This window comes from Microbacter margulisiae, assembly GCF_014192515.1.
Classification (GTDB): domain Bacteria; phylum Bacteroidota; class Bacteroidia; order Bacteroidales; family Paludibacteraceae; genus Microbacter; species Microbacter margulisiae.
This window is the reverse complement of sequence record NZ_JACHYB010000001.1, coordinates 141,390-164,227: the sequence shown is the minus strand read 5'-3', so window position 1 is coordinate 164,227 and position 22,838 is coordinate 141,390. Positions and strand designations below refer to the sequence as shown.

The window sequence follows — 22,838 nt, the reverse complement described above, 5'->3', positions numbered from 1 at the left end:
TTATGTCTCGATGATAACATCAAAAAAAGATTTTCAATATTATATTGCTTCGGATCGGAAAGCGCTCAACAGAAAAAGAGAGTCTCTTATGAATAACATAAAAGGCATCTTCTTTCCTGACTACATCTGGAAATTTCAACGGCTTTTACGAAAAACGGAATATACTAAAAATTGCAAATCAGGAATTTTGGGGAAAATACAATATGTATTCTTACAGTATCATTTTCAAAAATTATCGTTGAAATTGGGATTTTCGATACCACTGAATGTGTTTGGCCCCGGACTAGCGATTGTGCATTATGGCACTATTGTAGTAAACGCGAATGCAAAAGTCGGAGCTAACTGTAGGATTCATCCTTCTACCTGCATTGGAGCATCAGGGGGCTCTGACAAAGCTCCCCGGTTAGGAGACAATGTGTATATTGGTCCGGGAGTAAAAATATATGGGGACATTGTGATTGGGAATAATATTGCCATGGCGGCTAACTCTGCTGTCAATAAATCATTTCCGGAGGAAAATAGTTTAATTGGAGGAGTTCCTGCCAAACGAATTAAAGCCATCGATATTTCAAGCATCATAAAACATATAGGAGATGAGTAGAATAGCGATTCATAAGACAAACAATTCTTTTAGTGATCGTTGGGTTGCCTATTGCCAGGCAAAACAGATTGATTATAAAATTGTTGACTGTTACCGAAATGACATCATCGAACAATTACAAGATTGTGATGCCCTTATGTGGCATTTTTATCATGCTTCAGCTAAGGATTCGCTCTTTGCCAGGCAACTCCTTTATTCTTTACAACAATCAGGTAAAATTGTTTTTCCTGATTTCAATACGATGTGGCATTTTGATGATAAAGTAGGGCAAAAATATTTATTGGAAAGCATTGATGCCCCATTAGTTCCCTCCTACGTTTTTTATAATGAGCAAGCAGCATACGAGTGGATTGAACGCACGCAGTTTCCTAAGGTATTTAAGCTACGAGGCGGAGCAGGATCTGTCAATGTACAACTGATTCAAAACAAGCAAAAAGCAAAACGGATAGTCAAGCAAGCTTTCGGAAGAGGTTTCAAACATACAAGCCTTGTCTCTTTGCATGACACTTATCAAAAATACCAACAGGGGAAACTCCCGGCGTTTGACCTAACCAAACGGATCGCCAGATGCTTTATTCCAACTCAGTATTCTAAAATACATGGGAAAGAACGCGGTTACGTTTATTTTCAAGATTTTATTCCGAACAATGCCTTTGATATACGAGTGATTGTGATTGGGAATAAGGCTTTTGCCATAAAGCGAATGGTTCGGAAAAATGATTTCAGGGCATCAGGAAGCGGCATGATTCTATACGATAAACAGGAGTTTGATGAACGTTGTGTTTCTATCGCGTTTGAAGTGAATAACAGACTTCAAAGCCAAAGCATTGCTTACGATTTTGTTTTTGATGTTAATCATGACCCATTGATTGTAGAAATCAGTTATGGATTTTCAATAGAAGGATATGATCCATGTACCGGCTATTGGACGTCCGATATGGCATGGCATGAAGGAAAGTTCAATCCATATGGATGGATGGTAGAGGATTTGTCATTTGCAGTTAAGGAAAATTTACAATATAATTTACAAAAAACAAACAACACATTCCTCTTGAACGAATAAACATGTGCATCCGCCCATAAACTATCAGAAAAATATTCTCTTTACGACATAATGTAAATCCACAATGACAACGTCCATTCCAAAAATTCTACACTATTGTTGGTTTGGCGAGCATGAAATGCCCGACAATATTCAGCAATGCCTCACATCCTGGCAATTTCTTAAGCCTGAATATCAATTTATATGCTGGAATGAGTCTAACTTTGATGTCAGTCGTTATCAATTCACGAAAGAAGCCTATGAACAGAAAAAATGGGCGTTTGTAGCTGATTTTGCAAGACTGGAAGCGCTTTACCAATACGGGGGGATCTATTTAGATACGGATGTTATGATGCTCAGATCTTTTGATCATTTATTGAATAGCTACCAACTGGTTTTAGGATCAGATGAATTTGGAGGTATCATCACGTCATTTATGGCAGCGACCCCTCAACATCCATACATAAATGAATGTTTAAGCATTTATCAAAATAAGTCGTTTATAAAGGCTACCGGAAAATTGGATATGACGATCAATAATGTTGTGATGAATAACCTTTTGAGAAGCCATTATAAGATAAACCACAATACCAATGAAGAGCTTGGCCTGATTATTTATCCAGATGATTATTTTCAGGTAAAAAGTTTTGTATCAGGAAAATTACATCTTACAGAAAATTCCTGCATGATTCATCACATGAATAAATCATGGGATTCTGTTTTTGCAAAAATATTGGAGTTGTTAAGGACGAAGATTCTTGTTCCCATCATCGGGACAAAAGCATATGTCCAATTAAATGATTTTGTCAGACGGTTAGTCTCTCATATTCGAATATAATGAACGTCAAATCCCTTACCGATTCAAAAAAAACGATTTGTTGCGTTATTCCATCTTTGCATGCAGGAGGCATGGAAAGGGTGATGAGCGAGTTGGTGAATTATTTATCAGGGAAAGATTATTTGAAATGTTATCTTATAAATCTTTCCAATAAAGAGAACTTTTATAAATTAAATAAAAATGTAAAAGAGATAAGACCGGAATTTTATAATAATAATAAATTTTTATATACATTAAAATCGCTGCTTTATTTGAGAAATAGTTTAAAAAGAACAAAACCCTATGCAGTATTGAGTTTTGGTGAAACATATAACACTTTTACACTAATTGCAGCATTTGGATTGGGTTTGAATATTTTTGTTTCTGACAGAAGTAAGCCTGATAAAGATTGGGGGCTTGTACAAAACAACCTTCGAAAAATCTTCTATCCCAAAGCAAAGGGAATAATAGCACAAACAACCTATGCCAAAAAATTTATAGAGAAAGAAATTGGACATAAAAATATCAGGGTAATACCAAACCCAATAGATCTCTCAAAATTTAATTCAGAAGGTAAAATTACAGAAAGGAAAAATATTGTTATAACTGTTGGGCGACTAATTCATAGTAAGCGAATAGATATTTTAATTGATGCTTTTTCTAAAACTAATAATCATCAATGGAAATTGTGCATTGTAGGTGATGGACCAGTAAGAAAATTGCTTGAAAAACAAGCTTTTGCATTAGGGATGATAGATGATGTTGTTTTTTTAGGCAACAAATCAGAAATTCATGAAATGTATGCACAGGCAAAAATCTTCGCATTCACATCATATTCTGAAGGATTCCCTAATGCTATATTGGAAGCAATGGCTTCCGGTCTACCCGCTATCGCATTTAATTGTATTGCGGGTCCTGCTGATTTGATCGATAATGGTAAGAATGGATTCTTAGTCGATCTAGGCGATACTAACACTTTTTGTGAAAAGTTAATTGAGTTAATGAACAATGAAACTATGATAGAACAATTTAGTGGAATCGCAAAAAACAAAGCATTTAATTACGAAATGAATAAAATCGGAGATGAGTATTTAAATTTTCTATTGTCATGAAACGAAAAATTTCGCGAGTAAAATTCTATTTTTTAAAATCATTAGTTGGCTTTTTGGTTTATATTGATAGCCGTTGGTATATGAAGTACTATCATAAACTACTACAATCAGCCGGTATTAATTTTACCGGAATACCACGATTTATAGCAAAAAGTGTGAGATTTGATGATTTTGATCGAATTACTATTGGTGATCGTTTTGTAGCTTCAATGAATGTTCATTTCCTAACACACGATTATAGTCTTACAACGGCACTTATTGCCATCGGAGAGAAACCTCAAACAGATGTTGGAATGTTGAGGAATATAGTTGTTGGAGATAATGTGTTCATCGGTATGAATACTATTCTCCTTCCCGGTACTACAATAGGAGATAATGTTATAATTGGAGCTGGATCTGTTGTAAGAGGTAGAGTTCCTTCAAATTCAGTAATTGCGGGCAATCCAGTTCAGATTCTCGGTAGTATTGAAGAGTATGCTGAAAAACAAAAATCAAGAATAAATCAGGGATTACAAATTGATAAAAAATGACAAAACTCCTCCTTCTTAACACCACCGCCAACACCGGCAGTATAGCTGAAAAAAATATTAATGTCAACGAACTAATATGAAAGTCACAATAGATCCCCGAGCCCGTATCAGTTATGCTTCTTACTATATTACAGGATTGTGGGAAGCGTTTGGAAAACGGAATGTAAAGTTTTCTATCAAACCATTTACCGATTTGAGACAAACTAATCCGCAGGAAAGTTTCGATCAGTATTTTGCTTTTGTACTGCAAGATGAAAAAAATAAGACTGAACGGATAGTGATAGATTATCGTGATAAAAGTAATATCAATATTTCTGCGGTTGAATGGGCGGATTTGTACGGTAAAGTAAATTTTAATCCGGAAGATGCAGATTTTATGATTTTGCAATCAGAACTGAAACACAGCATTATCCCTGTCGGAACAAATTTTGGAGTACGGATTTGGAGTGCTTTTGATACAACAAAGTATTTACTTCTGAATTACCTGAAGTCAATCCAGTATTTACCGATTAATTTTCGAATATTTTTGTCTGGCTATAGCTGGCAACTGAAAAGAGAAACATTAGACTTTTATCAGACTGCTCAATCTGGAGCGGATTATGTTTTTCATGCTTCCGGTTTTTATATCAATCAGGAACATGGTGAATTGGTTAATAACCTGCGAGCCATGTTCATTCGGACCTGCAAAAGTAATTCAAAATGCACTTTTGAAGGAGGATTGTTGAACAAATCAATCAATATAAAGACGTATTCACAGAAAAATATTATCCGGCCGATGGATATCTGCAAAACATAAAAAAATCTGCGTTTGTTTTTAATACTCCGGCTGCATGGGCTTGTCATGGCTGGAAATTGGGTGAATATCTGGCAATGGGAAAAGCAATTATTTCAACCCCATTTGTGAATGAAATGCCTGAAAAAATGGTTCATGGAGAAAATATTTATTTTGTTGAAACTGAAAGTGAAATGATAGATGCAGTAAATATATTATTATCAGATCATAAATTAAGGGAAAAGCTTGAGATTGGAGCAAAGGATTATTATAATAAATGGTTAAAGCCCGATATAGTTATCAGAAGAATTATAAATGAACTTCAATTAAAACAAAACTCATCCTCCTTAACACCTCCGCCAACACCGGCAGTACCGGCAGGAGGCTGAGGTAACAGAGGTGGTAAAAAGTTACAAATTTGAAACAATAAGTTGAGCTAGCGAAAAATAATAATTGAGTATGCTTTAAAAAATGCAATCACACGAAGATTCTTATGGCAAAAAACACAAAAATAGAAGTTGAAGGAAGAATTATTACAATTATACTTGATAAAGAACAGGAATATATCTCGCTTACCGATATGCTCAAAGCAAAAGATGGCGATTCCTTTATTTCTGATTGGCTTCGGAACCGTAACACTGTTGAATATCTCGGAATTTGGGAATCCGTTTACAATCCAGAATTTAATTATGGCGAATTTACCATAATTAAAACTCAGGCAGGCTGAATAGTTACAAGCTAAGCGTAAAAGAGTGGGTATAAAAAACCAACGCAATTGGACTTAAAGCTAAAGCTGGAAGATATGGAGGAACTTACGCCCACCCTGACATTGCTTTTGAGTTTGGTATGTGGATTAGTCCCCAATTCAAGATATACCTTGTAAAAGAATTTCAACGTTTAACGATGAAAACGACCGACTGAAATTAGAATGGAACCTACAGCGTACATTGGCCAAAGTAAACTACCAGATACATACCGACGCAATAAAAGATAACCTGATACCAAAAGAAATTACCCGTGCGCAAGCCAGTTTTGTGTATGCCAACGAAGCCGACTTGCTCAAGGTGGCTCTTTTTGGTGTTACAGCAAAAGAATGGCGGGATAATAATGCAGAAAAAGCAGGAAATATAAGAGATTGGGCTACTTTAGAGCAATTGGTGGTATTGAGCAATATGGAAAGTATTAACGCCTTGCTAATTCGCCAGGGGCTTTCGCAACCGGAACGCTTAATGCAGCTTAACAAAGTGGCCATTACCCAAATGCAATCGCTACTTGAAAGTAATACACTAAAAAGACTGAAATAAAAAAACTTACGAAACGCTCCCGTCTTTACGTGACAAGTTGTGAAATAAAAGAAATGACTAAACTCCTCCTCCTTAACACCTCCGCCAACACCGGCAGCACCGGACGGATTGCCAAAGAAATAGGATTGCTGGCACAGCAATCGGGATACGAGGTGCGGTTTGCTTATGGAAGAAACGCGGTAAACAGCCGGTTGCCACTCATAAAAATTGGCAATCAGTGGGATATGCGCTGGCACGGACTGAAGTCGCGGCTTTGCGATGCGCATGGATTTGCAAGCCGCCGGGCAACGCTGGTGTTGATAAAGCAACTGGAAGCCTGGAAACCTGACATAGTCAATATCCACAATCTGCACGGCTATTATATCAATATAAAATTATTATTTGACTATTTAAAGCGTGTGCAGATACCGGTAGTCTGGACATTTCACGATTGCTGGCCGTTTACGGGGCATTGTAGTTTTTTCGACCGTTATGATTGTCATAAATGGGAAACAGAGTGTCATCATTGCCCCAACCGAAAAGGGTATCCCGAAAGCTGGTTTTTCGATAGATCGAAAATAAATTATTACCGAAAGAAAGAAATTTTCAACGGGTTGAACAATTTGACAATAGTCACACCTTCAGCATGGCTGGCTCAGCATGTTAGAAGTTCATACCTTCAAAACTATCCCGTAAAAGTAATCAACAACGGAGTGGATTTAGAGATATTTAGCCCTGTTAAAGATGTTAGTATCTTGCAAAATTACGGTATATCCGAAAAGCCTTATATTCTTGGCGTGGCCAGTACCTGGGACAAGCGGAAGGGATTGGATGTTTTTATCGCATTAAGAAAATTATTATCAGAAGATATTCAAATCGTATTGGTTGGCTTATCGACTGAACAGACTTTGGAATTACCAGGAGCAATAACAGCAATTAACCGCACTGAAAATACAGCAGAGCTGGCAGCACTGTACTCGGCAGCTACGATATTTGTAAATCCTACCTACGTGGATAATTTTCCCACTACCAATATCGAAGCGTTGGCATGCGGAACTCCGGTGATAACATACCGTACAGGAGGAAGTCCCGAAGCGGTGGATGCGGAAACGGGAATAGTTGTTGAAAAGGGAAATGTGGAAGAATTGAAAGAGGCGGTTGAAAAGTTGCTAACCTGTGGTAAAATACATTACATAGAAAAATGCCGAAAGCGTGCAGAAAAGCTTTTTGCAAAGGATGACCGGTATAAGGACTATGTGGAACTGTTTAATACCGTAATAAAATAATGTACACAGGAACAAAAAAATCAGAATTACAGGTTTATTTGAGTAACATACCTGGTTGGCGGACGAAGCGAAAAATAGTGGTCATTGAAAGTGATGACTGGGGCTCGGTGTATATGCCGGATAAGAAATCGCTGGAAGCTCTGAAAACTAAGGGTGTGCCGCTTACCACGCATTATGTGAACAACGATACACTGGAGTCGAATGAAGATATGGAAATGCTGTTCGATGTTCTTCGTAATCATAAGGACGCGACAGGACGTGCCGTGGTAATGACTGGTGTCAATGTGGTGGCTAATCCCGATTTCGAAAAAATCAGTGCTAATGGATTTACTAAGTACGAATACGAATTGTTTACCGAAACGGCCAAACATTTTCCCGGATGCGACCGTATATACGATTTATGGCAGCAGGGTATCCGCGAGCGATTGCTGGTACCGGTATTTCACGGAAGGGAGCACCTGAACGTACAACGCTGGATGCGACTACTGCAGAAAGAGAATGAAACGGTGCGACTGGCATTTGAGTATGGCATGTCTGCATTAAGTAAAGGCCTGCATGATGAACGTTTGCCTGACTTGAGGGCTGCTTTCGATATTGATACTCCAAACGATTTGCCATATCTACACGCAGTGATTATAACTGGCATGAATGCATTTGAAAAATTGTTTGGTTACCGTTCTTCGTTTTTTATTCCCACCAACGGCCCGTTTAATAATTCACTCGAAGAGATTACAGCTTCGGAAGGGGTGAAATATATTGGTACGGGTAAAATACAAAGCGAGCCCCTAGGTGATGGAAAGTATAAAAAACACTTCCGCTACATAGGTAAATGTAACAAGCACGGTCAGATTTACCTGACCCGAAATTGTTTTTTCGAACCCAACAGTTGGGAGCAAGCACGTGATTGGGATTGGGTAAGCGCCTGTCTGAAAGAAATTGACATAGCTTTCCATTGTCATAAACCGGCCACAATAAGTTCACATCGTGTGAATTATATGGGGACTATCCATTCTGAAAACCGTGCAAACGGATTAAAGAAATTAGATATTTTACTGTCTGAAATAATCAAACGCTGGCCCGAAGTGGAGTTTATGACCTCCATGGAGTTGGGAGACCTTATTGCAAAACGTAAAGCATGAAGAAAATTGTCCTTATCAATCAAAGTTCCGGCTATCTCATGATAGACATTGCAAATGCTTTTGTGCAATCAGGGAAATTTGATGAAGTCGTGTTAATAGCAGGTCGAATTAATCCCATCAAAATACCACTGGATAACCGGATAAAAGTAACCAACATCATTTCATACCATCGCAGCTCCACCATTAAACGAATGTTATCCTGGGGAATAGCCACGCTACAGGTTTTTCTGTTATTACTATTCAAATTCCGAACCTATGAAATCTTTTTCGTGTCGAATCCACCTACGCTTGTTTTTTTATCGCCATTTTTGAAACATCACTATTCAGCATTGGTATATGATGTGTATCCTGATGGAGCTGTATTAGGAGGGTTTATTACCGAAAAATCAATTTTGTACCGTTGGTGGGCACAAAGTACTATCCAATTTTATGCAAAAGCACACCGGGTTTTTACGATCACTCCCGGCATGGCACAAACTATTGCTACCTATTGTCCACCAACTAAAATAACCGTAGTTCCAGTATGGAGTAGTAACGCTTTCGACACAATCATTCAGAAAGCAGAAAATCAATTTATTCAAAACGAACATCTTGTCAATCAATTTGTTGTCATGTATTCCGGCAATATCGGCAAAGGGCAGGGTTTGGAAGCCCTTGTGGAGGTAGCCGACCAACTACGGGATGAATCCAATCTTCTCTTTTTATTTATAGGAGAAGGATGGGGAAAAACAGCTCTGATAAACCGGGTAAATGAATTGCAATTGGAAAGTCTTTTCCGGTTCCTCCCCTATCAGGATGCAAACCAGTTGCCTCATTCCTTAAGCGCTGCTGATATGGCTGTCATTGCAACACCAAAGGAAGCGGGACGGGTATGTGTACCCAGCAAAACGTATAACCTCCTTAAATTAGGAAAAGCATTACTTTGCATTACAGGGAAAGATTCAGAATTATATCGCTTAGTAAATGAATATGGTGTAGGAAAATGTTTTGAGCAAGACGAAATTAACGAAATAGCACATTTCATTCGTTTGTGCAAACATAATCCGGAGAGAATAGAACAATATGCAAAGAAATCCACGTCTTATGCGCTGACCGTTACCGCTTCGCTTGCCAATCAATTTGTGGAATAAACTATGATTCTTCGAGAGTGTATCAAACAATTCATGCATTCATGACAAAACATTGTAAATTGTAACATGTATACGATTACAGTCATAAAAAGTACAGACCTAACGCAGACAGACTGGGAAGATATTGTATTTGGGTTTAATGAATCGTTTAATCTAAAAAAGAGCGTAAATGAATTCAAAGCATATTATACCTCTTCCTGTTTGGGTTACTCGTATCATGCCATTGCACGAAACAATGAGAACCGCATTATCGCTCAAACCACACTATTCCCATATTGGTATATTGTTCAAGGAGAACGTATGCTATTCGGATTAAGCGGGGGAACATATGTAAGAAAAGCATATCGCACTGAAGCATTTTTGTATGTAGATATGCTAAATGAATTAATGGACGAATGTAAGAAATTTGATATCAAAATATTATATGGCGTTCCGAATAAGAATTCGTTTATGTTGGCAGTGAAATTTATTGGATCCAAACATGTAGCTGATTTGCCATATTACGTATTACCCGTTTCAATTTCAAACCTTGCAGGAAAATCATTATTAAAAAGTATCGACATTTTCTATTTTCCTCTATTGCGGTTTTATCTCTTTTTAGCTAAATTTGTATCAAGTACTAAACCTATCGTATCCGAATATACAAAAATAAAAATTGAGTATTCGGATAATTTTGAAAAGCAACGGTTTAAAAAAAAGAACATCAATTGTTTCAGAGATTCAAAAGAAAATATAGGATACTACCGGATAATGGAAGAAAAAGGGTTGAGAACAGCCTACATATTGGACTTTAGAAATAATGGCAGTAGAACAAACAAAGCTTTGACATCGCTAGTCAATCATATCATTCAAACTGACAAACCGGATATCATTATGTTTATCGGAACTCTAAATATAAAGCAGTATGTATTTTTCAAACTCCCTAAGAAATTTGAACCACAACAACTCCCATTGACTTATAATCTGTTAGATGAAAAACATACAGATTTAATACATATATTGTCAGATTCAACAAACTGGGATTTCGGTTTGTTGAATTTCGATGCCAGATAGATGAATCATTATTTAACAATAAAAAAGTATGCCTTATGGAAATTCAAAATTTCGTTCAAACGTTTGCTGCACAGTTTGATGATACCGATGCATCGGTTTTTACACCAACGACAAAATTTAAAGAATTGGACGAATGGTCATCTTTGATGGCTCTTTCGGTAATAGCTATGGCTGATGAAACATATCAGGTAAAACTGAAAGGAGATGATATACGTCAATCACAAACAGTAGAAGATTTGTACAATATCGTTAAATCAAGATTATAATGGCTTTCTTGTCTGTTCCTAATGTCAAAATCCATGGTCTATCCGTATGTGTACCTTCGACAGTCGAAGAAAATAATAATCTAAAACTGTTTCAGGGGGAGGATGCCGCAAAATTTATGGCTTCAACGGGTGTTGAGCGCAGACGAATTGCTGGAGACAATGTCACCACATCTGATCTCTGTTATTATGCTGCTGAAAAATTGATTGCAGATTTGGGATGGAACAAAGAGGAGATCGATTGCCTCATTTTTGTGACTCAAACGCCTGATTATATTCTTCCGGCTACATCTTGCATTTTACAGCATAGATTGGGATTATCCGAAGAATGTTACTCAATGGATATATCGTTAGGATGTTCCGGATGGATTTACGGGTTAAGCACCATTGGAGCCTTAATCCAAAATGGCAATATGAAAAAAGGGTTGTTGCTTACAGGTGACACAGTCCTAAAATCGTGTTCAGTTGAAGATAAAAGTACATGGCCTTTATTTGGTGATGCCGGGACATGTACTGCTATTGAATACCACGAAGGAGATAAAGGATTCCAGTTTCATATGGCTACTGATGGGAGTGGGTACGAAGCAATTATTATACCAGAAGGAGGCTATCGGAATCCTTACTCAGTCAATTCATTAAAAGAAGAATGTATTGAAGAAGACATTATTAGAAATTCTCTAAATATTGCCTTAAATGGCATGGATGTTTTTTCGTTTGGAATTAATAAGGCCCCGGAAACGATCCATAAATTGGCTGATAAGTTTGATATTGATATGGGAAAAATTGATTATTTCGTTTTTCATCAGGCTAATTTATTTATGAATGAAAAGATTCGAAAAAAGCTCAAACTTCCTGTTGAAAAAGTTCTCTACTCTCTCAAGGATTTTGGGAATACCAGTTCGGCTACCATTCCACTAACAATGGTAACACAATGCCGTGAAGCTTTAAACCATAATAGAAACCGACTGATTGCCTGCGGATTTGGAGTTGGACTTTCCTGGGGAAGTGTATATTTTGAAACGGATAATCTAATTATTTCTGATCTTATAGAAGTTTAAATACGCTATGAGTTACAACCCTTTCTCGCTTGAAGAAAAAACTGTTCTGGTAACAGGCGCCTCGTCCGGAATTGGTCGGGCAATTGCTATCGAATGCGCTAAACTAGGAGCGAAGCTTATTATTAGTGGTCGTAACCAGAACCGGCTGCAACAGACGTTTGCTCAATTATCCGGCAAAAATCATCGCTTTATTTTAGCTGATTTGTCAAAACAGACAGAAATAGATCACCTGATAGACACATTGCCAAATCTGGACGGAGTGGTTCATTGTGCCGGATTCACAAAATCTCTTCCTATTCAGTTTATTAATGCCAATGATTTATCAGCTATCATGCAGGTGAATTTTGTATCACCCACGTTAATTACCCAGACACTTTATAAAAACAAAAAATTAAACAAAGGGGCTTCCATTGTCTTTATTTCTTCCATATCCGGTGTTTATTGCTCTGCAATTTCCGGAGGCATCTATTCTGCATCCAAAGGTGCAATTAATGGAATAGCCAAAACAATGGCAATAGAAATGGCAACGCGCTCTATTCGTGTCAACACAGTATGCCCGGGTATGATTCAAACATCCATATTTGATGAGGGAGTAATTTCCGAGGATCAATTGAAAGAAGACACAAAGAAATATCCATTAAAACGCTATGGAAAACCTGAAGAAGTGGCCTATGCTGTAATTTATTTATTGTCTGATGCCAGTCAATGGGTAACAGGCTCCAACCTCCTAATTGACGGAGGATATACCCTATTATAATTATAATGATCAAAAAACGATAGCATGCAAGCTTATATTAAGCACATATCATATTATTTGCCAGAAAATAAACTTACTAACGAACAACTGATTCAGGAATTTCCGGAATGGACAGTAGAAAAAGTGGCTTCAAAAATAGGAATCAGTACACGGCACATAGCAACAAAGGATGAGACATCTGCCGATATGGCCTACAAAGCAGCCACAAATCTGTTTACAGAACATAATATCCAACCTTCTGAAATAGATTTTATCTTATTTTGCACACAAAGCCCGGACTATTTTTTACCCACTTCAGCATGCATTTTACAACAACGCCTGGGTATTCCTCAACATGCCGGGGCACTCGATTTTAATTTGGGATGTAGCGGCTATATTTATGGGCTTTCATTAGCCAAAGGGTTAATTTCAGCAAGCATAGCTCATAACGTTCTTTTACTGACAGCAGAGACTTATTCCAAATTTTTACATCCGATGGATAAAGCAAACCGTACTATTTTCGGAGATGGAGCTTCTGCCACATTAATTGGAAGTGAAGGAATAGCTGCCATACAAAACTTTTCATTGGGAACTGATGGAGGAGGATATGACCGGCTTATTGTAAAAAGCAGAGGAATGAGACATCCTGACTCAATAGGAAATTTGGTATTTGATGAAAAGAATAACCCCAAATCGTCTGATTATCTTTACATGGATGGCACAGAAATTTTTAATTTCACATTAGATGTAGTGCCGAACCTTATTCAAAATACCTTAGTGGCTAATCATCTGAAACAGGAACAAATTGATCAATTCATCTTTCATCAGGCAAATAAGTACATGTTAAGCTACTTACGCAAAAAGCTCCAAATACCTGAGGATAAATTTTATTATTTTCTTGAATCAGTTGGGAATACCGTATCCTCCACAATACCCATTGCTCTAAAGGAAGCAATGCATGATAGCACCATTCAATCAAACCATAATGTATTATTAGCAGGGTTTGGAGTAGGCTATTCGTGGGGAGGAACCATACTAAAATTTCTTTGAATTTAAGTGTTTCCAATTCAATGTCGTTTAATTAAGGTGAAGCTATAATCTTTTGTAATTCATGGAGTAAAGTTTTTTGGGCTTTTTCTTTCGTTCGTTACTACGTCCCGGACGGATGACTTCTCTGGTTTTTTCAACCACTGAATCGAATGCCTGCATTGCTTTTTCAAATTGTTGTTTAAGCAGTAGTGGTATCAGAATATTTTGAGTCATTGATAAAGCATTTGTTTGATTAATCTGTTGATTGTATTTTCTTTGTTCATCAGCCTTGTATTCTTCTCTTACTTTTTCGTCAATGGGATGCGCGTAAATAGCACAAAGACTCATTAAAAAGATTTTTGCATGAAAATCTTGCCTTACCGCTATGGCTGTTTTACCTGAGAAATCTTCTAATTCTATTCTGCTTTTTAGCAACTTATATGCTTCTTCTACTCCCCAGCGAAGATGATACAATTCATCAAAATCTTCGTATTTATATTTTTCTGCATCTATCAAAGAGGTACACAATATCTCTTTGCTTCCATCCGGCAAACCTATTTTTACTAAACGGCAGGTGATCGTTGTATCTTGCATGTGGGGATATTCAGCCAACTTCTTTCTGTCTTTTTTTGGCAAGGTAAAAGTTACGATCCTTTCTTTTTCTTCACTTTCGGTAAAATCTTTTACCTTTAACCACCAATCCTCTTTCAAGCGAACACAAAATTCAATCCCCTCGGCCTGAAGTAAAAACAACAACCAGAAACTTGGATAGCCCCGATCAAGTAGCAATAAATCTCCTTTTTTGACTTTGGATAAATGCTTCATTAATAAACTGTTTTCGCTGCTTGAATAAGGTGCTAATTGCCCTTCAATAGTAACCTTGTTCAAAACATCATACAGCACCGATCCCAAAGCCAATGAACGTGGGCTATCTGCTTTGGGACCAAATTCATGCACCCCAAATTCCTCTACCACACTTGGGTGATTCGGCAGCACCAAACGCGTTCCATCGACAGCTAACACCCGATGCTCTTCCCATAAATAATAGGGCGCTTCATCATAAAAAGTATTCACAGCAACTTCATTCAGTCGTTCAAAAGCCCATGGATCCAATTTGGAACGAGCTGTCGAAAAAGCACCTTTTGTTACGGCTCGAATATTAAAATCCGATTGATTAACCGCTTTGAAAAAACCGTCTAATTCTCGTTGTATGGATGACTTAAATGTTATGATCAATACAATTAAATTTTTGAATGTCAGTACTCTATCTCGTGTAAATACTTTTTTAAGGACACCTCGTGAGCGTCCCCTAAACTCTTCGTTATCAAGTTCATACACTATGTTTTTAGATACATTTCCACGGTAATCCGCTTTTTGATTAGTACTTGGGTTACCCCCATTAATATATGGTTTAAAAATACGAAGAAATTCTCACACTACAAAATACAAACAACTTTTTCTTTGAGGTAATTCATTTCCTGTCAGACTCTAAGATGGGTATTCTTAATTAAACGACATTGGTTTCCAATTTCTGATAGCTTACAAATATGAACATCCTAACCTTTGATCTTGAAGAGTGGTACATCTACCAGTTGTACCCAAAAGGAGGAAAAGATTATTATTTGCCCCTCTTAGATCGTTACCTGAACGAGGTGCTTGATATGCTGTCGCAACAACAGCTAAACGCCACTTTCTTTTGTCTGGGAATGGTAGCTAAAGAGTATCCTGACGTAATCAAAAAAATTGCACGCCAAGGGCATGAAATCGGATGTCATTCAGACCAGCATCAATGGGTGACAGCCCTTACACCCGAATTATTCTACAGAGACACAAAAAATGCTATTGATGCACTGGAAAATATTATAGGAAAAAAGGTGCAGGGATACCGGGCTCCCGCTTTTTCTATTGGACGTTCCACGCAATGGGCTCTTCCTATTCTAAAAGAAGTGGGGATAGAATATGATTGTTCCATATTTCCTACCAACAGAGATTTCGGAGGATTTCCCGGTTTTCAGGAAAATAGTCCGTGTATTATATCATACAATAATAAAGCTATCAAAGAATTTCCCATCAGCACCCATTCCGTTTTGGGGAAACAGATTGCTTATTCAGGAGGAGGGTATTTACGCCTGTTGCCTTATGCATTCATTCGGTCATTTATGCTAAAAGAGCCTTATGTAATGAGCTATTGCCATATACGGGATTTCGATGCAGAACAAAAGCGAATGTTGAATCTGCGTTATTTCAAAAATTATTACGGCATACAGCATGCCTTTATGAAATTATCCCGGCTTATTCATGATTTTGAATTTATGTCTGTTGAAGCTGCAAATCGTACGATAGACTGGGCAGCGGTCCCCATCGTTCAATTATAAAGGTGTTTGACACAAATGTATTCTACCATCATTAAACCTAGTTTTGATATTGCCGTTGTTTTTATTGCTTTAGCTATTCTGTCTCCATTACTGATGCTCCTCATTGTCCTTTTGCATTTCAGCAATAAAAAAGCCGGTGTCTTTTTCATCCAAAATCGACCCGGGAAAAACGGGAAGATTTTTAAGGCAATGAAATTCAAAACTATGACAGATGAACGGGATGCATCTGGAAAATTACTTCCTGATAAGGAACGAATCACTAAAATCGGTAAATTTGTACGATCAACATCATTGGATGAGTTGCCGCAATTGATCAATGTGATAAAGGGAGATATGAGCCTGGTAGGTCCACGACCTTTGCTGGTTGAGTATCTTCCCCTGTACAACCAACAACAGGCAAGGCGTCATAATGTGAAACCCGGTATAACCGGATGGGCACAGGTAAACGGACGGAATGCCATCAGTTGGCAGAAAAAATTCGAGTATGATGTATGGTATGTGGATCATATCTCTTTCCTACTGGATATCAAAATCATAGGAATGACAATTCAAAAAGTGATTCGACGGGAAGGGATCGATGCAGAGACAGCCGTAACAATGAAACCATTTACGGGAAACGAATAAAAAGGATTATATGCAAGATATTGCAATTTATGGATTTGGAGGATTTGGCCGGGAGATAGCCTGTGTACTTAATGCTATAAATAAGATTAATTCCACATGGCATCTGATCGGTTATTTTGATGATGGAGTGAAAGCAGGGACAGCAAACCGATACGGCAAGGTACTGGGCAATATGGATACATTAAATAGCCATGATAAAAGACTAGCAGTTATCCTTGCTATCGCATCACCTTCTACGATTGCCTTGCTAACCGGTAAAATAAACAATTCCAATATTTATTTTCCCAATATCATTGCCCCGAATGTATTATTTTTCGATCGTGATTCCTTTTCTATTGGAATCGGTAATTATATCGGATTTGGGGGCAGGATCAGTTGTGATGTCTCAATGGAAAATTTTAACTTTTTGAACGGATGTGTTTCATTAGGTCATGATGTATCTTTGAAAAACTTCAATATGCTACAACCCGATGTACGTATTTCAGGAGAAACCGCAATCGGGGATAGTAATTTTTTTGGTGTCCGGTCAACCGTTTTACAAGGACTAAACATTGGAAACGAGGTACGCATAGGAGTTAATAGTGTAGTGATGCGAAATACGAAAGATGGGTTTACGTATTTTGGAAATCCGGCGAAAATAATAAAAGACATATAAACCAAGCTTATTATGGAAAATAAATTCTTGACTGACCTGAAAGAGGTTTTTGAAATTGAGGATAGGGAAATTTTTATGGATGATCAATTCAGAGAATATCCGGAATGGGGTTCATTAGCCTATCTATCCGTGATCGCAATGCTCGACGAAATCTACGACTTTCAAATAGAAGAAGCTGATTTCAAAAAACTTAGAACAGTTCGTGACTTATATAACGCAGCAACTCAGCAATAGTTATGGCTCTATTACAATTTGACGGCATTGGAATTTCGGCCATGGCAGCGGCTGTGCCCCATACCGTTATCAATAATTATGAATATACACATTATTTTCCTGCCGATCAGGTGAAGGAAGTGGTCGATAAGGTAGGGGTGTTTCAGCGGCGTTTCGCAGACGAAAAAACCTGTTCGTCCGATTTATGCTTCGCAGCAGCGGAAAAGCTGTTTGCCGACAATCAAACAGACCGCTCTGAAATAGATGTATTGATTTTTGTTTCGCAGACGCCTGATTACCGAATGCCTGCAACATCTATTCTTTTGCAGGAACGCCTGAAACTTCCGCAATCGACACTGGCATTTGATATGAATCTGGGATGTTCGGCCTATCTTTACGGATTGAGTACGGTGTATGCACTTATGCAACAGCATGGCCTGCGTAAGGCTTTACTACTGGACGGCGAAACCCGCTCAAAAGTATATTCCCCTAAGGATCGACGGACCGCCTTTATATTTGGCGATGCTGGTTCGGCTACCCTGATCGAACGCAATGAAAGGTTCGGGAAAAGCTATTTTTCACTGAATTCAGATGGCTCACGGGAAGATTTGATCAAGATTGAAGCCGGCGGTTACCGCAAGCCCAGTTCTGCGGAAACGATAAAAGAAAAAGTGGTGGATGAGTATGGAAATATCCGGAGCGAGGAACAGGGATATATGAAAGGAGGGGATGTCTTTAACTTTGTCATACGGGAAATTCCATCCGATATTCAGCATATTCTAAGCTATTCAGGTGCAGATAAAGATCAATTGGATTATATTGTTTTTCATCAGGCCAATACCTTTATCAACACCTATCTGGCCAAAAAGCTGAAACTGGACGCCACAAAAATTCCCTCTACCATTGAAAAATATGGGAATACATCGTCAGTATCGGTACCGTTGACAATCGTCAGTGAATTACAGCATCAGTTACAGGAAGACAAAACCATATTATTATCCGCTTTCGGTGTGGGCATGACATGGGCTTCGGCAGTCATTCGTTTCAATCAATGTAAGGTCAGTGACATTGTGGAAGTATGAGCAATCCTTTTGATTTAACCGGAAAAAATATCCTGATCACAGGAGCCTCTTCTGGAATAGGTAGGCAGTGTGCCATCAGTTGTGCGAAGATGGGGGCAAACGTGTTGCTAACCGGGCGTAATGAAGGTCGTTTACAGGAAACATTATCCTGCATGGAAAATAAACTCCGTCATTTGCTTATTCCACTAGATCTGGCACAATATGCAGATGTAACCGTTGCCGTTGAGAAAATGGTGGAACAAAAAGGAAGGATAGACGGCGTAATTCACTGTGCCGGGATTTCGACTACCCAACCTCTCAAATTGGTTACAGTTGAAATGATGGAAACATTTTTTCAGACCAATGTCTTTGCCGCCTATCATCTCACTAAAGAGGTATGTAAAATGGGACATTTTGCAAAAGAAGGTGGAAGTATCGTGTTTCTTTCGTCCATCATGGGATCGGTAGGTGAAACCGGGAAATCGCTTTACGGAATGACCAAAGGAGCATTACTTGCCGGAGTGCGTTCTCTGGCCTGTGAACTGGCGCCCAAACATATCCGGGTAAATGCCATTTCGCCAGGAGCTATTGTTACACCCATCAATGAAAACCTGCCCCACATGGCTGATCCTGAAAAACGAGCCGCATTGGAAAAACAACACCTGCTAGGGCTCGGAACAACGGAGGATGTAGCAAATGCCTGTATTTATCTACTTTCCGATGCTTCAAAATGGGTAACCGGAACCAACTTATTTGTTGATGGAGGCTATACGGCGAAATAACATGGAGGTGCATCAGATTATCAATTCGGTATATCAATCAAATACCTATATTCTTTTCGATCACGACTCACGCCATTGTTGGCTTATTGATTGCGGGGACAGCTATCAGGTGGAAGCATGGTTAAAGGAGAACAACAAAACAGTCGCAGGTGTTCTGTTGACGCATACCCATTTTGATCACATCTACGGACTAAATACATTAAAAGATCAATACCCACATATTCATGTGTTCACTTCCGAAAATGGAGCGGTAAGCCTGTATGAACCAAAATATAATTTTTCCCGCTATCATCACACAGAATTTATTTATCAATCAAATGATGTTGCTATCCTGAAAGAGCATGATGTTGTGGAATTATTTCCCAATCATACGCTTCATGTCATGGAGACAAAAGGGCACGACTGGAGTTGTCTCACATATCAGGTTAATCAGCATCTTTTTACAGGGGATGCTTATATTCCAGGATTGAAAGTAGTAGCCACCTTCCCCAAAAGCAATAAACAAGAGGCTGAAAAATCATTGACAAGAATCCTACATACCATCCAATCCGACACAACGGTTTGTGCAGGACATGGACCCATAATTGTACCCATAGATGACAGAACAAACAATGCATAAAAAAATATGGCTCTCGCTTGCTCATATGAGCGGCGAAGAACAAAAATACATACAGGAAGCTTTTGATACCAACTGGGTTGTTCCATTAGGGCCCAATGTGGATGCTTTTGAGCAAAACCTGACAGAATATCTTGGTGAAAATAAACATATAGTCGCTCTAAGTTCAGGAACCGCCGCTATTCATTTGGGATTGTTGCAACTGGGGGTAAGTGCAGGTGATGAAGTCATTTGTCAATCGTTTACCTTTTCGGCCTCGGCCAATCCTATTGCCTATTTAGGTGCAAAACCGGTTTTTGTGGATAGTGAACCGGAAACATGGAATATCAGTCCCTATTTTCTGCAACAAGCCATAGAAGAGCGGATCAAGCAATCAGGCAAGAAACCCAAAGCCATTATTCCGGTTCATCTTTATGGCATGCCGGCACAGATGGATACCATCATGGAAATTGCTACACATTACGGAATTCCGGTGCTGGAAGATGCTGCTGAAGCCTTGGGGTCAACATTCAACGGCCAAAAATGTGGCACTTTTGGTGAATTTGCCTGTTTATCCTTTAACGGCAATAAAATTATTACTACCTCCGGAGGAGGAGCGTTAGTCTGCTCTACAAAGCAAGAAGCTCAAAAAACGAAATTTTATGCCACTCAAGCCCGGGATGCAGCACCACACTACCAGCATTCCGAAATAGGATACAATTACCGGATGAGTAATATTTGCGCCGGCATCGGACGGGCAATGTCATTAAGTTAGCGATATAATTATCTGATTATCAACAATAAACGCTTGTGTATATGAGTTATTTTTTGTATATTTGTTTCAGAATCAAATAGTTATTATCATGAAAAAAAACGCCGGAAAGTATATTGGAACTGATAAGGAAAAGAGTATTTTCGCAGGAAATAGTTTTAAAGTTCAGAATGTTAGAGACAGATTTTACAAGAAACAGGAAGCAATCATTTCACAGCACCATTGTCTTTATGATAAATTTTCTCACTAAAAGTCTTTCGGTTGAGATAGCTAACTTTATTAGTTTCATAAAGTACAATATGCCTGGTGCTTCGATAAATGGTATTACAAAAAGTGCTTTTGTACAGTATCGAAAAAAAATAAAACCTGAAGTATTTAAATCACTTTCAGATAGTTTGATTGAGGAGTTTTATACAGACAATGATGCATCGATAAAGCTCTGGAATGGATTTAGGTTGTTGGCTATTGATGGGTCAAGATTGGTTTTGCCCGATACTCAGGAGTTGGAAAGCATTTATGGCAGGACTAAAAACCAATCTGAAACAGGAGTGGTACAGGCAAGAATATCGGTATTGTACGATGTTTTGAATCGGTTTGTCCTGGATGGTGTTTTAGCTCCACTGTCAACTGGAGAGAGTGTTTTGGCGTTGAATCATTTGGTTTTTGCAAAAGCTAACGACTTGATTATTTACGATAGAGGTTATCCTTCTTTCAATTTGATTTATGAGCATTTTGAAAAAGGAGTAGATTTTCTCATCCGGGTTAAAGCTGATTTTAGTAACCTCACCCGGGAATTTTACCAGAGTGGACTACAGTCAGCTATTGCTCGAATGCAACCTGGAAAGAACATAAAACTGTCGGATAAACCGTATTCGAAGAATGCATTCAAAGAAGTTCGGTTGGTTCGGGTTGAACTACCTGATGGAGAAATAGAAATACTGATAACTTCTTTGTTTGATTCAAAAAAATATCCAGTCTCTTTATTTAAAGAACTGTATTTTTTAAGGTGGGGAGTAGAAACGTTTTATGATGAATTGAAGAACAAGATAAAAATAGAACATTTTTCAGGCTATTCAGAGCATTGTATATTGCAGGATTTTTATGCAGCCTTATTTGTGTCAAACGTTCAGAGTTTAATCGTTGGAGACATAAATGATGAATTAGCCAAAGAATCAACCAAATATCAATATCAATACAAAGTCAATAGCAATTTATCATACGGCTTTCTCAAAGACAGGATAATTTTACTGTTTTTCTCGGAAAAGGATATGAACGAAATAGTATCAGAACTCAAAGCGTTGTTTAAAAAACACACGATACCAATACGACCAAATAGAAGATTTGAAAGAGATACTGACAAATACAGAAAAAGAGGTAAACCGAAGTTGCTGAAAAACAATAAAAATACTTTCTGATGGCCTTAACTTAATGACATTGATCGGACGGGGACAGATGACAGTTTTAGATAGTCATATCGCGCGCAGGAGAGAGATTCATGCCATTTATCGAGATCGGTTATCGGGGATACGTGGTGTCACATTGCCTGAAAATCCATCCGAAAAGTATCAATCGAATTTCTGGCTTACGTGTGTTCAGGTAGATGCTGATAAGGCGGGTTTCACACGTGAAGATCTTCGCTTAGCCATGGAGGTAGCCAATATTGAGACCCGTCCCCTTTGGAAACCGATGCATTTGCAACCCGTGTTTGCTGATGCTCCGTTTTATGGAGATGGTACTTCTGAAAAGCTTTTTGAAAAAGGGTTGTGTCTTCCTTCCAGTCCGGTATTATCCGATGAAGATATAAATAGAGTGGTTGAGGTGTTTGAGAAACTTCAGGCGTGAAAGGCGAAAGGAGAAAACCGCGGTTGAAAGTTTATGGTGTAAAGTTTAATGAGAACGGCGGGTTGAAA

At 38.3% G+C, this 22,838-nt stretch carries 24 protein-coding genes and 3 pseudogenes; 26 read left to right on the top strand and 1 reads right to left on the bottom strand.

The genetic code is table 11. The features are described from left to right. Nucleotides 1-88 precede the first annotated feature (88 nt). The 16 genes and pseudogenes from FHX64_RS00715 to FHX64_RS00640 all read left to right on the top strand — a co-directional run bounded on the left by FHX64_RS00715 (nucleotide 89) and on the right by FHX64_RS00640 (nucleotide 13,872). Nucleotides 89-601: a serine O-acetyltransferase gene (locus FHX64_RS00715; RefSeq protein ID WP_246392249.1), complete on the top strand. Its 513-nt coding sequence runs from the start codon at nucleotides 89-91 to the stop codon at nucleotides 599-601. Beyond that, nucleotides 594-1,664 carry an ATP-grasp domain-containing protein gene (locus FHX64_RS00710; RefSeq protein WP_183411922.1) on the top strand — a complete coding sequence of 357 codons (1,071 nt, stop codon included), beginning with the start codon at nucleotides 594-596 and terminating at the stop codon, nucleotides 1,662-1,664. The genes FHX64_RS00715 and FHX64_RS00710 overlap by 8 nt, the downstream gene beginning before the upstream one ends. Nucleotides 1,665-1,728: 64 nt before the next feature. Next, the gene (locus FHX64_RS00705; RefSeq protein WP_183411921.1) at nucleotides 1,729-2,481 is read left to right on the top strand and encodes a glycosyltransferase family 32 protein; all 753 of its coding nucleotides are present in this window, start codon (nucleotides 1,729-1,731) and stop codon (nucleotides 2,479-2,481) included. Further along, nucleotides 2,481-3,572, top strand: coding sequence for a glycosyltransferase (locus FHX64_RS00700; protein WP_183411920.1), 1,092 nt, complete (start codon nucleotides 2,481-2,483; stop codon nucleotides 3,570-3,572). Before FHX64_RS00705 ends, FHX64_RS00700 begins: the two co-directional genes overlap by 1 nt. Beyond that, entirely contained in the window at nucleotides 3,569-4,102 is a 534-nt protein-coding gene (locus FHX64_RS00695; protein WP_183411919.1) for an acyltransferase, read from the top strand. Before FHX64_RS00700 ends, FHX64_RS00695 begins: the two co-directional genes overlap by 4 nt. Nucleotides 4,103-4,178: 76 nt before the next feature. After that, nucleotides 4,179-4,898, top strand: a complete 720-nt coding sequence (locus FHX64_RS00690; protein ID WP_183411918.1) for a hypothetical protein — start codon at nucleotides 4,179-4,181, stop codon at nucleotides 4,896-4,898. Beyond that, entirely contained in the window at nucleotides 4,820-5,263 is a 444-nt protein-coding gene (locus FHX64_RS00685) for a glycosyltransferase (protein ID WP_343053501.1), read from the top strand. Before FHX64_RS00690 ends, FHX64_RS00685 begins: the two co-directional genes overlap by 79 nt. Before the next feature lie 104 nt (nucleotides 5,264-5,367). Beyond that, a pseudogene (locus tag FHX64_RS00680) lies at nucleotides 5,368-6,178 on the top strand (KilA-N domain-containing protein). Nucleotides 6,179-6,231: 53 nt separating this feature from the next. Then, on the top strand, nucleotides 6,232-7,443 hold the full coding sequence (locus FHX64_RS00675; RefSeq protein WP_183411916.1) for a glycosyltransferase: 1,212 nt from the start codon (nucleotides 6,232-6,234) through the stop codon (nucleotides 7,441-7,443). 38 nt (nucleotides 7,444-7,481) lie between these two features. After that, on the top strand, nucleotides 7,482-8,582 hold the full coding sequence (locus tag FHX64_RS00670; protein ID WP_246392247.1) for a hypothetical protein: 1,101 nt from the start codon (nucleotides 7,482-7,484) through the stop codon (nucleotides 8,580-8,582). Next, entirely contained in the window at nucleotides 8,579-9,712 is a 1,134-nt protein-coding gene (locus FHX64_RS00665) for a glycosyltransferase family 4 protein (protein ID WP_183411914.1), read from the top strand. The genes FHX64_RS00670 and FHX64_RS00665 overlap by 4 nt, the downstream gene beginning before the upstream one ends. Before the next feature lie 66 nt (nucleotides 9,713-9,778). After that, the gene (locus FHX64_RS00660; protein WP_183411913.1) at nucleotides 9,779-10,765 is read left to right on the top strand and encodes a GNAT family N-acetyltransferase; all 987 of its coding nucleotides are present in this window, start codon (nucleotides 9,779-9,781) and stop codon (nucleotides 10,763-10,765) included. A 35-nt stretch (nucleotides 10,766-10,800) separates the two neighbouring features. After that, the gene (locus FHX64_RS00655) at nucleotides 10,801-11,031 is read left to right on the top strand and encodes an acyl carrier protein (protein WP_183411912.1); all 231 of its coding nucleotides are present in this window, start codon (nucleotides 10,801-10,803) and stop codon (nucleotides 11,029-11,031) included. Next, nucleotides 11,031-12,086, top strand: a complete 1,056-nt coding sequence (locus FHX64_RS00650; protein WP_183411911.1) for a 3-oxoacyl-ACP synthase III family protein — start codon at nucleotides 11,031-11,033, stop codon at nucleotides 12,084-12,086. Before FHX64_RS00655 ends, FHX64_RS00650 begins: the two co-directional genes overlap by 1 nt. Nucleotides 12,087-12,093: 7 nt before the next feature. Continuing rightward, a complete protein-coding gene (locus tag FHX64_RS00645) occupies nucleotides 12,094-12,843 on the top strand; it encodes an SDR family NAD(P)-dependent oxidoreductase (protein ID WP_183411910.1) in 750 nt (249 codons plus the stop codon). Nucleotides 12,844-12,867: 24 nt separating this feature from the next. After that, nucleotides 12,868-13,872, top strand: a complete 1,005-nt coding sequence (locus FHX64_RS00640; RefSeq protein WP_183411909.1) for a 3-oxoacyl-ACP synthase III family protein — start codon at nucleotides 12,868-12,870, stop codon at nucleotides 13,870-13,872. 42 nt (nucleotides 13,873-13,914) lie between these two features. On the opposite strand, the gene FHX64_RS00635 is transcribed toward FHX64_RS00640, so the two are convergent. Continuing rightward, nucleotides 13,915-15,189, bottom strand: a complete 1,275-nt coding sequence (locus tag FHX64_RS00635; protein WP_183411908.1) for an IS4 family transposase — start codon at nucleotides 15,187-15,189, stop codon at nucleotides 13,915-13,917. A 209-nt stretch (nucleotides 15,190-15,398) separates the two neighbouring features. Between FHX64_RS00635 and FHX64_RS00630 the strand changes: the two genes are divergently transcribed. The 10 genes and pseudogenes from FHX64_RS00630 to FHX64_RS00585 all read left to right on the top strand — a co-directional run. Then, entirely contained in the window at nucleotides 15,399-16,226 is an 828-nt protein-coding gene (locus FHX64_RS00630) for a polysaccharide deacetylase family protein (protein WP_183411907.1), read from the top strand. Between the two features lie 15 nt (nucleotides 16,227-16,241). Continuing rightward, nucleotides 16,242-16,850, top strand: a complete 609-nt coding sequence (locus FHX64_RS00625; RefSeq protein ID WP_183413481.1) for a sugar transferase — start codon at nucleotides 16,242-16,244, stop codon at nucleotides 16,848-16,850. Between the two features lie 10 nt (nucleotides 16,851-16,860). Next, nucleotides 16,861-17,505 carry a PglD-related sugar-binding protein gene (locus tag FHX64_RS00620; RefSeq protein ID WP_183411906.1) on the top strand — a complete coding sequence of 215 codons (645 nt, stop codon included), beginning with the start codon at nucleotides 16,861-16,863 and terminating at the stop codon, nucleotides 17,503-17,505. 12 nt (nucleotides 17,506-17,517) lie between these two features. Further along, complete coding sequence (locus FHX64_RS00615) at nucleotides 17,518-17,739, top strand: acyl carrier protein (protein ID WP_183411905.1); 222 nt, start codon at nucleotides 17,518-17,520, stop codon at nucleotides 17,737-17,739. Between the two features lie 2 nt (nucleotides 17,740-17,741). After that, nucleotides 17,742-18,800: a ketoacyl-ACP synthase III gene (locus FHX64_RS00610; RefSeq protein ID WP_183411904.1), complete on the top strand. Its 1,059-nt coding sequence runs from the start codon at nucleotides 17,742-17,744 to the stop codon at nucleotides 18,798-18,800. Beyond that, the gene (locus FHX64_RS00605; RefSeq protein ID WP_183411903.1) at nucleotides 18,797-19,561 is read left to right on the top strand and encodes an SDR family NAD(P)-dependent oxidoreductase; all 765 of its coding nucleotides are present in this window, start codon (nucleotides 18,797-18,799) and stop codon (nucleotides 19,559-19,561) included. Before FHX64_RS00610 ends, FHX64_RS00605 begins: the two co-directional genes overlap by 4 nt. Next, nucleotides 19,539-20,180: an MBL fold metallo-hydrolase gene (locus FHX64_RS00600; protein WP_183411902.1), complete on the top strand. Its 642-nt coding sequence runs from the start codon at nucleotides 19,539-19,541 to the stop codon at nucleotides 20,178-20,180. Before FHX64_RS00605 ends, FHX64_RS00600 begins: the two co-directional genes overlap by 23 nt. After that, nucleotides 20,173-20,913, top strand: a pseudogene (locus FHX64_RS00595) (DegT/DnrJ/EryC1/StrS family aminotransferase); the annotation flags it as partial. The gene FHX64_RS00600 and the pseudogene FHX64_RS00595, both read left to right, overlap by 8 nt. A 185-nt stretch (nucleotides 20,914-21,098) precedes the next feature. Next, the gene (locus tag FHX64_RS00590; protein WP_183411901.1) at nucleotides 21,099-22,343 is read left to right on the top strand and encodes an IS4 family transposase; all 1,245 of its coding nucleotides are present in this window, start codon (nucleotides 21,099-21,101) and stop codon (nucleotides 22,341-22,343) included. Between the two features lie 7 nt (nucleotides 22,344-22,350). Next, nucleotides 22,351-22,770, top strand: a pseudogene (locus tag FHX64_RS00585) (DegT/DnrJ/EryC1/StrS family aminotransferase); the annotation flags it as partial. Between the last annotated feature and the right edge of the window lie 68 nt (nucleotides 22,771-22,838).

Excerpts from the sequence above, each read along its gene's own strand:
- FHX64_RS00715 (WP_246392249.1), top strand. The coding sequence starts at position 89 with ATGAATAACATAAAAGGCATCTTCTTTCCTGACTACATCTGGAAATTT.
- FHX64_RS00710 (WP_183411922.1), top strand. The coding sequence starts at position 594 with ATGAGTAGAATAGCGATTCATAAGACAAACAATTCTTTTAGTGATCGT.
- FHX64_RS00705 (WP_183411921.1), top strand. The coding sequence starts at position 1,729 with ATGACAACGTCCATTCCAAAAATTCTACACTATTGTTGGTTTGGCGAG.
- FHX64_RS00700 (WP_183411920.1), top strand. The coding sequence starts at position 2,481 with ATGAACGTCAAATCCCTTACCGATTCAAAAAAAACGATTTGTTGCGTT.
- FHX64_RS00695 (WP_183411919.1), top strand. The coding sequence starts at position 3,569 with ATGAAACGAAAAATTTCGCGAGTAAAATTCTATTTTTTAAAATCATTA.
- FHX64_RS00690 (WP_183411918.1), top strand. The coding sequence starts at position 4,179 with ATGAAAGTCACAATAGATCCCCGAGCCCGTATCAGTTATGCTTCTTAC.
- FHX64_RS00675 (WP_183411916.1), top strand. The coding sequence starts at position 6,232 with ATGACTAAACTCCTCCTCCTTAACACCTCCGCCAACACCGGCAGCACC.
- FHX64_RS00665 (WP_183411914.1), top strand. The coding sequence starts at position 8,579 with ATGAAGAAAATTGTCCTTATCAATCAAAGTTCCGGCTATCTCATGATA.
- FHX64_RS00660 (WP_183411913.1), top strand. The coding sequence starts at position 9,779 with ATGTATACGATTACAGTCATAAAAAGTACAGACCTAACGCAGACAGAC.
- FHX64_RS00655 (WP_183411912.1), top strand. The coding sequence starts at position 10,801 with ATGGAAATTCAAAATTTCGTTCAAACGTTTGCTGCACAGTTTGATGAT.
- FHX64_RS00650 (WP_183411911.1), top strand. The coding sequence starts at position 11,031 with ATGGCTTTCTTGTCTGTTCCTAATGTCAAAATCCATGGTCTATCCGTA.
- FHX64_RS00645 (WP_183411910.1), top strand. The coding sequence starts at position 12,094 with ATGAGTTACAACCCTTTCTCGCTTGAAGAAAAAACTGTTCTGGTAACA.
- FHX64_RS00640 (WP_183411909.1), top strand. The coding sequence starts at position 12,868 with ATGCAAGCTTATATTAAGCACATATCATATTATTTGCCAGAAAATAAA.
- FHX64_RS00630 (WP_183411907.1), top strand. The coding sequence starts at position 15,399 with ATGAACATCCTAACCTTTGATCTTGAAGAGTGGTACATCTACCAGTTG.
- FHX64_RS00625 (WP_183413481.1), top strand. The coding sequence starts at position 16,242 with ATGTATTCTACCATCATTAAACCTAGTTTTGATATTGCCGTTGTTTTT.
- FHX64_RS00620 (WP_183411906.1), top strand. The coding sequence starts at position 16,861 with ATGCAAGATATTGCAATTTATGGATTTGGAGGATTTGGCCGGGAGATA.
- FHX64_RS00615 (WP_183411905.1), top strand. The coding sequence starts at position 17,518 with ATGGAAAATAAATTCTTGACTGACCTGAAAGAGGTTTTTGAAATTGAG.
- FHX64_RS00610 (WP_183411904.1), top strand. The coding sequence starts at position 17,742 with ATGGCTCTATTACAATTTGACGGCATTGGAATTTCGGCCATGGCAGCG.
- FHX64_RS00605 (WP_183411903.1), top strand. The coding sequence starts at position 18,797 with ATGAGCAATCCTTTTGATTTAACCGGAAAAAATATCCTGATCACAGGA.
- FHX64_RS00600 (WP_183411902.1), top strand. The coding sequence starts at position 19,539 with ATGGAGGCTATACGGCGAAATAACATGGAGGTGCATCAGATTATCAAT.
- FHX64_RS00590 (WP_183411901.1), top strand. The coding sequence starts at position 21,099 with ATGTTAGAGACAGATTTTACAAGAAACAGGAAGCAATCATTTCACAGC.